The 12,604-nt window shown below is 33.1% G+C and carries 11 protein-coding genes; all 11 read left to right on the top strand.

Annotated elements, in window-relative coordinates:
- Positions 1–177: 177 nt before the first annotated feature.
- A complete protein-coding gene (locus tag AC3QL1_RS05490; protein ID WP_492495795.1) occupies positions 178–1,380 on the top strand; it encodes a beta-ketoacyl-[acyl-carrier-protein] synthase family protein in 1,203 nt (400 codons plus the stop codon).
- Entirely contained in the window at positions 1,371–2,438 is a 1,068-nt protein-coding gene (locus AC3QL1_RS05485; protein ID WP_492495794.1) for a beta-ketoacyl synthase N-terminal-like domain-containing protein, read from the top strand. The genes AC3QL1_RS05490 and AC3QL1_RS05485 overlap by 10 nt, the downstream gene beginning before the upstream one ends.
- On the top strand, positions 2,435–3,217 hold the full coding sequence (locus AC3QL1_RS05480) for a polysaccharide deacetylase family protein (protein WP_492495792.1): 783 nt from the start codon (positions 2,435–2,437) through the stop codon (positions 3,215–3,217). Before AC3QL1_RS05485 ends, AC3QL1_RS05480 begins: the two co-directional genes overlap by 4 nt.
- A gap of 64 nt (positions 3,218–3,281) precedes the next feature.
- On the top strand, positions 3,282–3,908 hold the full coding sequence (gene lolA2, locus AC3QL1_RS05475; RefSeq protein WP_492495790.1) for a flexirubin biosynthesis/transport protein LolA2: 627 nt from the start codon (positions 3,282–3,284) through the stop codon (positions 3,906–3,908).
- Positions 3,874–4,509: a flexirubin biosynthesis protein LolB2 gene (gene lolB2 / locus AC3QL1_RS05470; protein ID WP_492495788.1), complete on the top strand. Its 636-nt coding sequence runs from the start codon at positions 3,874–3,876 to the stop codon at positions 4,507–4,509. Before lolA2 ends, lolB2 begins: the two co-directional genes overlap by 35 nt.
- Before the next feature lie 20 nt (positions 4,510–4,529).
- Positions 4,530–5,147 carry a porin family protein gene (locus tag AC3QL1_RS05465; protein ID WP_492495786.1) on the top strand — a complete coding sequence of 206 codons (618 nt, stop codon included), beginning with the start codon at positions 4,530–4,532 and terminating at the stop codon, positions 5,145–5,147.
- Between the two features lie 3 nt (positions 5,148–5,150).
- On the top strand, positions 5,151–5,522 hold the full coding sequence (locus AC3QL1_RS05460) for an ApeI family dehydratase (protein ID WP_492495784.1): 372 nt from the start codon (positions 5,151–5,153) through the stop codon (positions 5,520–5,522).
- A 2-nt stretch (positions 5,523–5,524) separates the two neighbouring features.
- The gene (locus tag AC3QL1_RS05455) at positions 5,525–6,010 is read left to right on the top strand and encodes a hypothetical protein (protein ID WP_492495782.1); all 486 of its coding nucleotides are present in this window, start codon (positions 5,525–5,527) and stop codon (positions 6,008–6,010) included.
- 18 nt (positions 6,011–6,028) lie between these two features.
- Positions 6,029–7,216 carry a DUF2062 domain-containing protein gene (locus AC3QL1_RS05450; protein ID WP_492495780.1) on the top strand — a complete coding sequence of 396 codons (1,188 nt, stop codon included), beginning with the start codon at positions 6,029–6,031 and terminating at the stop codon, positions 7,214–7,216.
- A gap of 180 nt (positions 7,217–7,396) precedes the next feature.
- The gene (locus AC3QL1_RS05445) at positions 7,397–11,077 is read left to right on the top strand and encodes an MMPL family transporter (protein ID WP_492495778.1); all 3,681 of its coding nucleotides are present in this window, start codon (positions 7,397–7,399) and stop codon (positions 11,075–11,077) included.
- Between the two features lies 1 nt (position 11,078).
- Positions 11,079–12,596: a phytoene desaturase family protein gene (locus tag AC3QL1_RS05440; protein ID WP_492495776.1), complete on the top strand. Its 1,518-nt coding sequence runs from the start codon at positions 11,079–11,081 to the stop codon at positions 12,594–12,596.
- Positions 12,597–12,604 lie beyond the last annotated feature (8 nt).

Genomic DNA, 12,604 nt, shown 5'->3' with positions numbered 1-12,604 from the left:
TTTTAGACTTTAGATTTTAGATTTCTTAAACAGAAATATTTAAAATCTAATTGAAATAGCTTTCAAAATTTTTAAAGCCTAAACAATAGTCCAAATCTAAAATTTCAGGAATCTTTGTCAAAGTTTGAAACTTTGACAAAGATTGAATAATCTAAAATCAGAAATCTAAATTCTAAAATGGTAAAAGGTGTTGCTATAACGGGAATGGGAATTATCTCTTCGATTGGAAATTCAGTCGAGGAAAACTATGTTTCGTTGATTGAAAATAAAATCGGCGTTACTCGTATCGAAAATATTTCGACCGTTCATGCCGATATTATTAAAGTAGGTGAAATTAAAAAAACCAATGATGAATTGGTGAAAGAATTGAATCTTACAGAAGATAATAATTTTTCGAGAACCGCTATGATTGGTACTTTGGCAGCAAAACAAGCTGTTGAAAATGCCGGAATTTCAGCTATAAACGAATTCAGAACCGGACTTATTTCGGCTACAAGTGTAGGCGGAATGGATATGACCGAAAAACATTATTATGATTATTTCAAACATCCTGAACTTGTCAAATATATTGCTTGTCATGATGGCGGCGATGTAGCCGAAAAAATTGCCGAAGAGTTAGGTTTAAAAGGATTGGTTACTACAATTAGTACCGCATGTTCCTCTGCGGCAAATGCAATTATGCTGGGCGCGCGTTTGATAAAAACCGGAAAACTGGATCGCGTTATCGTGGGCGGAACTGATGGTTTGGCAAAATTCACCATCAACGGATTTAAAACCTTAATGATTTTGTCTGACGATTACAACAAACCTTTTGACAATAACCGTAAAGGATTAAACTTGGGTGAAGCAGCAGCTTATTTGGTTTTAGAATCAGATGAAATTGTTGAAAAACAAAATAAAAAAGTTCTCGCGCGTGTTTCTGGTTACGGAAATGCAAATGATGCTTTTCACCAGACTGCTTCTTCAGAAAATGGTGATGGCGCTTACCTGGCTATGAAAAAAGCCTTTGAAGTTTCGGGCTTAAAACCTTCTGAAATTGACTATATCAACGTTCACGGAACCGCAACTCCCAACAATGATTTATCTGAAGGAAGAGCGATAAAGAGAATTTATCAGGATGAAAAAGTTCCGGATTTTAGTTCTACAAAACCTTTTACCGGACATACCTTGGCAGCAGCAGCAGCGATTGAAGCTGTTTACAGTGTTTTGGCAATCCAGAATAGTGTGGTTTACCCAAATTTGAATTTCGAAACGCAAATGGAAGAATTTGATTTGAAGCCACAAACATCTTTAAAAAATAAAAATATCGAACACGTTTTATCCAACTCTTTTGGGTTTGGAGGAAATTGTTCTACTCTTATATTTTCAAAATGCAATTAAAAAAAACATATATAAATGGAATAGGTTGTATTTCGACTCAAAAAACATTTGATACTGTTTTTTTAGAAGAAGCTGTACACAATCATGACGAGAACGTGCTGAAAATAGTGGCTCCGGTTTACAAAGATTTTATTTCACCAGCTGCTGCCAGAAGAATGGCAAAAGGGGTGAAAAACGGAATTGTAGCTTCGGCAATCGCCATGAAAGATGCGAATGTTGAAAATGTAGACGCCATTATTACCGGAACAGGATTAGGTTGTATCGAAGATTCTGAAAAATTCCTGAAAAATATTCTGGATAATAACGAAGAATTTTTAACGCCTACATCGTTTATTCAATCAACTCACAATACTGTTGGTGCGCAAATTGCACTTTTACAGCAATGTAAAGGGTATAATTTTACTTATGTAAACGGCGCTGTTTCTTTTGAGTCTGCTCTTTTAGACGCAAAAATGCAAATTGAAGAAGACGAAGCGCAATCACTTTTGGTTGGCGGAGTCGATGAAAATGGAGATTATACAACGGCACTTTTTAAATTGTCCGGACGTATAAAACCAGACAATCAGCAGCCTTATAATCTTTTGGATTCTGATACAAGCGGTGCCGTTTATGGAGAAGGTGCCAGTTTTTTTGTTTTAGAAAATGAAAGAAAAGAAACAACTTACGCCGAAATTCTGGATGTTGCGATTATTAATACTTTGGAAGCAAATGAAATCGAAGCTGAAACCAAATCTTTTTTAAAAGCAAATAATCTTGAAATTTCAGATATTGATGCCCTGGTTTTAGGATTTGACGGCAATATTGATTTTGAGGTTTATTATAGAAATCTTGGCGAAAATGCTTTTGCAAATACACCTCAATTGTATTACAAACATTTAAGCGGAGAATATGATACGGCGTCGGCATTTGCTTTATGGATGGCGGTCAAAGTATTGAAAACACAAACAATTCCTAAAATTATAAAAGTAAATGCGGTTGAAAAATCAACATACAAAACCATTTTATTATACAATCAGTTAAACGGAAAAAATCATAGTTTTACGTTAATCTCAAAATGATAACGCACAAAAACATATCACTCTTTTTTGTTTTTTTATTGCTTTTATTATTTCTCCTGAATTTTTATACAGCAATTAATTTTTGGTGGTTTGTAGGCATTATTTTGATTTGGCTGGCAATAAATGCTGTAGGTTCTGCCCGAATATCTTCAAATTATCACGTAAAAGCATATTGCAGTAATTCACCTGAAAAAGAGAAAAAAATCGCCATTACTTTTGATGACGGACCAAGTATTTTTACTTTGGAAATTTTAGAACTTCTAAAAAAATACGATTTCAAAGCGACATTTTTCTGCATTGGAAAAAATATCGAAGCACATCCCGAAATTCTAAAACAAGTCATTGCCGAAGGACATTTGGTTGGAAATCATTCATACAATCATTCTCCCTTTTTTGATTTTTATAATGCTAAACAAATCAGAGCCGAAATTGAAAAAACAGATTCTCTTTTAGAAAAATTCACTTCTAAAAAAATAAATTTCTTTCGTCCGCCTTACGGAGTTACAACACCTTCGATTCGAAGAGCTTTGAAACTAACCGGTCATAAAGTGATTGGCTGGAATATTCGTTCTTTTGACGGAGGAACAAAAAATCAAAATTTAATTTTCAATCGCATAATAAAACGCATTTCTCCCGGCGGAATCGTACTTTTGCATGATACGGCGTCTCACTCTGTTTTGGTATTGGAACAGTTTTTGCAATTTTTACAGCAAAACAATTATAAAGTGATTTCGACTGAGGAACTTTTGAATCTTAAAGCTTATGAAATTGAACGCTGATGACGCAGATTCGCTAAAGCGAAGACGCGGATAAACGGATTTTATAGCACAATCTTTAACAAATATGAAAACTAAAATAGCACTATTAATTCTATTTATTTCCGGCAGCTTATTTGCGCAGGAGCAAAAAATGACGGCTGCAGAAATTGCCTCGTTTAAGGAAGAAGTAAATGTAGTTTCTAAAAAAATTAAGACTTTAAGTACTGATTTTGTTCAGTACAAACACATGGATTTTTTATCGAAAGACATTGAAACTTCGGGAAAAATGATTTTTAAAGAACCGAATTTACTACAATGGCAATATAAAAAACCATACAATTATAGTATCGTTTTTAAAAACGGAAAAATCCTGATTAATGACGAAGGCAAAAAAAGTGCGGTTGATATTGGCAACAGCAAAATTTTTAGCCGTATCAATAAATTAATTATTGGAAGCGTAAGCGGGAATATGTTTGACGATAAAGAATTTACAATTTCTTATTTTAAAGCGAAAGGACAAAATATTGCGAAGTTTATTCCGAAAGATGCGACTTTAAAAAAATACATCAAACAAATCGAACTGACTTTTGATAAAGAAGAAGCTACAGTTGAACAAGTAAAATTGTTGGAATCATCTGAAGATTATACCAGAATTGTACTTAAAAATAAAGTGATCAATGCAAAAATCGACGATTCAGTTTTTACTAATTAATTGCTTTCTGGCAATTATTCTGGTTTCTTGTGGCTCAGTCACAAAAAATTATACTCCCAAAAAATTAGATAAAACATCTTACGAAGTTCCGTATTTCAAGGATTCAAAAACCGATTATGTTTACAAAACAAATATTTCGGTTTATGGTCACGACCTTACGGGAATTTTTATTGCCAAAAAAATAAATGATACGACACATCGCGTTGTATTTACAACAGAGTTTGGCAACAAATTGCTTGATTTTGAAATTTCAGAAAAGAATTTTAAAGTCAATTCTATTGTATCTGAATTAGACCGAAAAATTTTGGTGAATACTTTAAAAGAAGATTTTCGTTTGCTTTTAAAGAAAGAGTACCAAATTCAGGAGCAATTTGAAAATGAATCAAACAATATTTACAAATCTGCAGATGGAAAACGGGATAATTATTTATTTATATCAAAAAAAGATCGTAAATTAGAGAAAGTCATTAATTCGTCGAAAACAAAAGAAAAGATAACGTTTCTTTTTAGTTCGAAAAACGATATTTTTGCCGAGAAAATTGAGATTATCCATCAGAATATTAAACTGAAAATTGAATTGAATTATTTTAAATCAGAGTAGAAATTTAAAACAGAATCAAAATGAGAAAAATAACTACAATCGCTTTAATTTTATTTATCGGAATTCTGACATCTCAGGCTCAGGTAACAGTTAGCCCGGGTTTGCGTGGAGGTTTAAATCTTTCAAAATTAAGCAATATTGATGATAACGGTTTAAAATCCGGATTTTACGCTGGGGGATTTGTCGCTATAAAATTCAATAAATATTTTATGCTTCAACCTGAAATAACTTATTCGCAACAAGGGTCTGAAGGTCGATATTACACCGATCAAAACCCTGATTTTGGTACTCCTGCAACATATGAATTAAACTATCTTTCGGTAGATGCTGTGGCCAAATTTCATTTTGGCGGACAAGGTTTTCATATTTTAGCCGGCCCTTCTGCAGATTTTAAAACAAGCGATAATTTTGGCCGATATAATTTTAATCCAATAGATTTTGATTTTTCTGTCATTGCCGGCGTTGGCTATTCTTTACCAAATGGCTTAACGTTTGAAGCAAGATTTAAACAGGGATTGATTGATATTTATGGTTATGACGGTCTTGAATATGATGATAATGACAATTATTATTACGAAGATTTAATCTTGAATCAGGTTTTCCAGATTGGTATTAGTTACACATTTAAAGTAAAGTAAAATATGGTTTTAAAAGACTTTTATAAAGTTCTTTCAGAAGAAAATACAAGTGATTCTAAATATACAATAACGATTTTGGTCAATGAAAAACATGAAGTTTTCAAAGGTCATTTTCCTGGAAATCCTATCATGCCCGGCGTTTGCATGATTCAGATTATCAAAGAACTAACAGAGAAAATTACTCAAAGTACTTTGATGATTCAAACGCTATCGAATGTTAAATTCATGGCGCTTATAAATCCTGAGGCAACTCCGGAATTGCGCTTAGAACTTGACATTGTTACAACCGAAGATGATTTGGTTAAAGTGAAAAACACGACTTATTTTAACGAGACTGTTGCTTTGAAATTAAGCAATGTCTATAAAAAATTATAATTATGAAATTATTATTGACACTATTATTGGTGATAAATTTTGCCGTAAACCCGGATTTGGCAGCTATTCGAAAAATGTATCCTGATGTTGCTAAATCAGAAGCTAATGCTAAAGAATTTACAGATAAACTTGCCGGAATTTCAAACAGCGATGATAAAATTTTAGTGGCTTACAAAGCTGCTTCAATTTTGGTAGATTCTAAGTTTGAAAATTTAATAGGAAGCAAAATTTCCCGTTTTAAAGAAGGTGCAAAACTTCTTGAAGCAACTTTAAAAAGCGATCCTAACAATATCGAAATCAGAATGATCCGATTGAGTATTCAGGAAGATGTGCCCGGAATTACCGGATACAAAAAGAATATCAAAGAAGACAAAAAGTTTATTACAACGCATTATGCAGAACAAAGCGGTGCCTTGAAAGAATACCTAAAAGACTTTGTTTTACAATCGAAAAGTTTCTCTGAAAAAGAAAAGCAATTCGTCAAGTAGATAAAGAAAAAAAAACCAATGCAACCAATTTTATCTCAGGAGGAATTACTTAATTCAACTCATTTTTGTGTTATTGTGCCCACGTACAATAATGAAAAAACATTGAAAAGAGTGTTGGATTCTATTTTAGATTTCACTCAAAATATCATTATCGTCAATGACGGATCGACTGATGGAACAAGTGAGATTTTAAAACAATACTCGCAATTCACCATAATTCATCATCCAAAAAATATTGGTAAAGGAAGAGCGTTGCGAAATGGTTTTAGAAAAGCAATCGAAATGAATTTCGAATATGCGATCACAATCGATTCTGACGGTCAGCATTTTGCTGCTGATATTCCTAATTTTATTGCTGAAATTCAAAAAGAACCCAATTCTTTATTGATTGGAAGCCGCAATATGACACAGGAAAATGTGCCAAAGAAAAGCAGTTTTGGAAACAAATTTTCTAATTTTTGGTTTCAATTCGAAACCGGAATTAAACTCGAAGACACGCAATCCGGTTTTAGATTATATCCTTTGCGATTACTTCCGAAGCAATTTTATACCAATAAATTTGAATTCGAAATTGAAGTAATTGTTCGGTCTGCCTGGAAAGGAATTGTGGTAAAAAATATTCCTATCCAAATTTTATACGATCCTGCAGAACGCGTTTCGCATTTTCGTCCGTTTAAGGATTTTACCCGAATCAGTATTTTAAATACCGTTTTGGTTTTAAATGCTTTGCTGTACATCAAACCCAGAGACTTTTTTCGGAAAGCAAAAAAAAAAGGCTTTAAAAAATTCTTTCTCGAAGATATTTTAGAAAGCGGCGATTCTAATTTTAAAAAATCTGCCGCAATTGCACTCGGTGTTTTTATAGGAATTTCCCCATTTTGGGGGTTTCAGACTGTTTTGCTATTATTTTTTGCAACCATTTTTAAGCTCAATAAAGTGATTGCTTATATGGCATCAAATGTGAGTTTTCCGCCTTTTATCCCTTTTGTTATCTACGGTTCACTAAAAATGGGAAGCTATTTTGTTTCTACAGATGCCCCATTAATTTTAGATAGTTCCCTTACGCTTGACGATATTCAAAAAAATGCTACACAATATATCGTCGGAAGTCTTACTTTAGCATCCGTTTTAGCACTAACATCCGGACTTTTAAGTTATTTGCTTTTAACCGCTTTTAGTTCTAAAAACAAACAGAATATTAAGTAAAATTTGCAACAGATTAAACAGATTTACGGTGATTTTTTTTCGCCACAAATTTCACAAATTAGCACAAATTAATTCGTGAAAATTCGTGAAATTCGTGGCAGAATTAACACAGAATTTAAAATCAATTTAATTCTTTATCCCGATAGTTATCGGGAGTGGCAAAAAAACTAATAAATAACCATGCATCACTATTTCTACGCCATTCATTTATTTGTAAACCGAAGAAAATCCTTGTCGGTTTTTCTGGCTGTTCTGATGCTTTTTGCATTTGGTTTTTTTGCTTCTCAAATTAAATTTGAAGAAGATATTACCAAACTTATCCCCACAAACGACAAATCTGACGTTACGGCAAAAGTGCTGAAACAACTTAACTTTGCTGATAAAATCACTGTTATTTTCAAACTTGAAAAAAACGGAACTGACGAAGATTTAAAAGAAATGGCAACTGCATTTTCAGACAGCGTTGCCAAATCCTGCAAACCTTACGTAACCGGAATTCAGGGAAAAGTGGATGAAGAAAACATTCAGGAAACTATCGATTTTGTTTACCATAATTTGCCGCTTTTTTTAGAAGATCAGGATTATGCTGCTATTGAGAATAAATTACAAAAAGATAGTATTGCGGCGACGGTTCAGGGAAATTACAAATCGATTATTTCGCCATCCGGATTTATAACCAAAGATTTTATTCTGCAGGATCCGCTTGGGATTTCTTTTATTGCGCTAAAAAAATTACAGCAATTAAATATTGGCGACGATTTTACGCTCGACAATGGTTTTGTAATGACCAAAGACAAAAAGAAATTATTGCTTTTTATTACCTCAAATCTTCCATCTAGCGAAACAGAAAAAAACAGCTTATTTGCTGCTAAACTAAAATCGATTCAGGACAATCTAAATCAAAAATATAAAACCAAAACTTCGATTAGTTATTTTGGTTCTGCTTTGATTGCCGTTGCAAATGCCAATCAAATTAAAAGCGATATTATATTAACAACGTCAATTGCAATGTTTACATTAATGTTGATTCTGATTTTATTTTATCGAAAGATTTTCATTCCGCTTATTATTTTTCTTCCAACGGTTTTTGGCGCATTGTTTGCCGTGGCATTTTTATATTTTGTAAAAGAAACCATTTCAGCCATTTCACTCGGAATTGGTTCTATTTTGTTAGGAATTACGATCGATTATTCGATTCATATTCTTACGCATTACAAACATAACAGCGATGTAAAAACACTATACAAAGACATTACGATGCCGGTTATTATGAGCAGTTCTACAACGGCCGTTGCATTTTTATGTCTGCTTTTTGTAAAATCTGATGCGTTGAACGATTTGGGAATTTTTGCCGCCGTGATTGTGATGGCTTCAGCATTTTTCTCTCTTTTGATCGTTCCGCATTTATATAAACCAAAAGAAAACAACTTTGATCACAAAAAAAATGTGATCGATAAACTGGCTCATTTCTCCTTTCACAACAATAAATTCTTAATTGGTTTCTGTGTTCTAATTACTATTATTTGCTTTTTTACGTATAATAATGTTGGTTTCAATAACGATTTGTCGCAATTAAATTTTGTTCCGAAAGAAATTAAAGCGGCAGAAAAAGATCTTGAAGAAAGCACGAGTTTAACTTCAAAAACCATTTATGTTGCGGCATACGGAAACAGTATGGAAGAAGTTTTGCAAACCAACTCGCAGCTTTTTGCTAATTTATCCAAAGAAAAACAAACGGACAAGATATTAAATTTCAGTTCTGTTGGCGGCATTATGCTTTCGCAGAAGGAACAACAGCAAAAAATTAATCAATGGAATTCATTTTGGAACGACAATAAAAAACAAATTTTAAAATCAGAATTAATTGCCGAAGGTTCAAAATTAGGATTCAAACCTACCACTTACAGTGCCTTTTTTGATCATTTAAATTTTGATTTCAAACCAGTTTCAGCACAGGATTATTTAAAAATTCAGGCGTTGCAACTGAAAGAATTTGTGACTGAAAAAAATGGTTTTTATACGATTTCGACTTTAGTAAAAGTTACACCGCAACAGCGTGATGCTTTTGTAAAATCGGCTGCAGCCAAAAATAATATTATTGCAATTGACCGCCAGCAAATGAATGAAACGTTTTTCAGCACATTGAAAACTGATTTTAATTCATTGGTAAATTATTCGTTTATTGCCGTAATTCTGATTTTGTTTTTCTTTTTCCGCAGAATCGAATTGGTTATTGTAAGCTGTATTCCAATTGCCTTAACGGGAATTGTTACGGCAGGGATTATGGGCATTTTTGGCATTCAGATGAATATTTTCAGTATGATTGTCTGTACTTTGATTTTTGGTCACGGAGTCGATTTTAGTATTTTCATGACAAGCGCACTTCAAAAAGAATATACCAACGGAAAGAATGAAATTGCGATTTACAGAACTTCGATTATTCTGGCCGTTATCACGACAATTTTAGGAATTGGCGCGATGATTTTTGCACAACATCCGGCGCTTAGATCTATTTCATCTGTTTCTTTAATCGGGGTTTTTGCAGCGTTGATTATTACCTTCATCTTCTACCCGATTCTCTTTAAATTATTTATATCAAACCGATCAAAAAAAGGAAATCCTCCTTTTGTTCTTCGACCTTTTATTCACGGTGTAATATCATTTTTTTATTACGGAATGGGCGGAATTTTAATGTCGCTTTTCAGCATTACAATCATGCCGATTATTCCAATAAATGAAAAAACAAAAATGAAAGGATTTCGATATGCGATTTCAAAATTCATGAATTCGGTATTGTATTCAAATCCGTTTCTTCATAAAAAAGTCATTAATAAATACAACGAAACTTTTGAAAAATCAGCGATAATTATTGCCAATCATTCTTCGTTCATCGATATTTTGGCAATGGGAATGCTGAGTCCGAAAATTATTTTTTTAGTAAGCGACTGGGTTTACAACTCTCCTATTTTTGGCGGAACGGTTAGAAAAGCAGGATTCTATCCGGTTTCTGAAGGAATTGAAGGCGGGGTTGAACATTTGCGCGAAAAGGTAAAGGAAGGTTATTCATTAATGGTTTTTCCGGAAGGAACACGTTCTGAAAGCAATCAGATTAAGCGTTTTCATAAAGGTGCTTTTTATCTTGCCGAAGAATTTAATCTGGATATTATTCCGGTCATTATTCACGGTGCTTCAGAAGCAATTCCGAAAGGCGATTTTGTTATTCACCACAGTTTTGTTACCGTTTCTATTTTAGAAAGAATTACACCTGATAATCTTTCTTTTGGAAAAAATTATGCTGAAAGAACGAAACAATTAAGTTCGTTTTTTAAAGATGAATATCACAAGATTCGTCAGGAACTTGAAGGTCCGGCGTATTTCAAAAAAATGCTGCTGCACAGTTATGATTACAAAGAAATTGAAGTTATAAAAAGCGTCAAAAGCAATTTAGAAACTCATTTAGAAATATACCATCGCCTTAATAAACATCTTTCGGCGAAAGCCAAAATATTACATTTAGCAAACGATTACGGGCAATTAGATGTTTTACTGACGTTGCAGGAACCACAGCGAAAAGTCTATTCTTTTATTGCTGATGAAGAAAAATTATTAGTTGCGAAAACGAACTATTTTTTAAAGAAAAGAAAAATAATTTATCAGGATCAGTTAGAATGTGTAACTGAAAACCAATACGATGTTCTTTTGATTTCTGATGAAAGTTATAATGACAGCCCTGAAAAAATAGTTTTACAATTTTCTTCAGTAATTTTGATATATTGCCTGCCTTATAAAGAAAAATTAATTGCTTCGGGCTTTGAAATTGTTTCAGAAGAAAAAGGCATAACGGTACTAAAGAAAAATTAGCATGAAGGAGCAATATGATGTGGTAATTGTAGGCAGCGGTTTAGGCGGATTAGTCTCGGCAATTATTCTTGCTAAAGAAGGCTATAGCGTTTGTGTGCTCGAAAAAAATAATCAATACGGAGGAAATTTGCAGACTTTTGTGCGCGATAAAACTATTTTTGATACTGGAATTCATTATATCGGAGGTTTAAGCGAGGGACAAAATCTGTATAAATATTTTAAATATTTGGGCATTATCGATCATTTGAATTTAAAAAAAATGGACGATAATGGGTTTGATATTATCTCTTTTGAAGATGATGAAACCGAATATCCACATGCACAGGGTTATGATAATTTTGTCGATCAGTTAGGCACTTTTTTTCCGGATGAAAAAGAAAATATCGAACGTTATTGTGATAAAATAAAAGTGATTTGCGATTCTTTTCCGCTTTATAATTTACAATGGGAAGGAAAATATGATAATGAAATCCTGGCTTTAAATGCCAAGGAAACCATTGATGCATTTACCGAAAATGAGAAACTAAAAGCTGTTTTGGCAGGTTCTAATTTTCTATATGCCGGTATTCCGGATAAATCGCCTTTTTACGTTCATGCCCTTTCTGTCAACTCTTACATTCAAAGTTCATGGCGTTGTATCAATGGCGGAAGTCAGATTACAAAACAGCTTTTAAAACAGCTTAAAAAATACGGCGGAGAGTTTTATAAATATAAAGAAGTTACCAAATTTAATGTTGAAGACAACAAAGTAACTTCTGTAGAAATGAAAGATAAATCCAAAGTTTCGGGTTCTTATTTCATTTCGAATATTGAACCAAAAACGACGCTGAAAATGGCAGGCGAAGAACATTTTAGAAAATCTTTTTTTAGCCGTGTTCAAAGTCTTGAAGGTGTAATTTCGGCTTTTAGTCTGTATATTGTTTTTAAACCGGAAACCTTTAAATATATCAATCACAATCATTATCATTTTAAGAAAAGCAGCGATGTCTGGAATTGTCATGAATATGATGAAGAATCGTGGCCAAAGGCTTTTATGGCGTCTATGAATGCTTCGAAAAAACAGGAAGAATGGGCTGAGGGAATGACTTTTATAACTTACATGAAATATGACGATGTTGCGCCTTGGGTAGACACTTTTAATACAACTGCCGAAGAAAGCGATCGTGGAGAAAGTTATGAAGAATTTAAAGCCAGAAAAGTAGAGAAATTTTTAAAAGAAATTGAGATAAAATTTCCGGGAATTATAGATTGTATCCGATCAATTCATACTTCTACACCACTCTCTTATCGCGATTATATTGGCGGCACCAATGGCAATATGTACGGTTATGTAAAAGATGCCAGCAACCCGATGAAAACATTGATTCCGTCAAAAACCAAGTTAGACAATCTCTATCTTACCGGACAAAGTATTAATATGCATGGTGTTTTGGGTGTAACAATTGGCGCGGTTGTAACTTGTTCTGAAATTGTTGGGAAGGAATATTTAGTAACTAAAATAAATAAAGCATCTGAATAAAAAGTGTT

It is taken from the genome of Flavobacterium sp. GW823-FHT04A11, from assembly GCF_058796535.1.
This window is presented reverse-complemented; position numbering and strand designations above follow the sequence as displayed.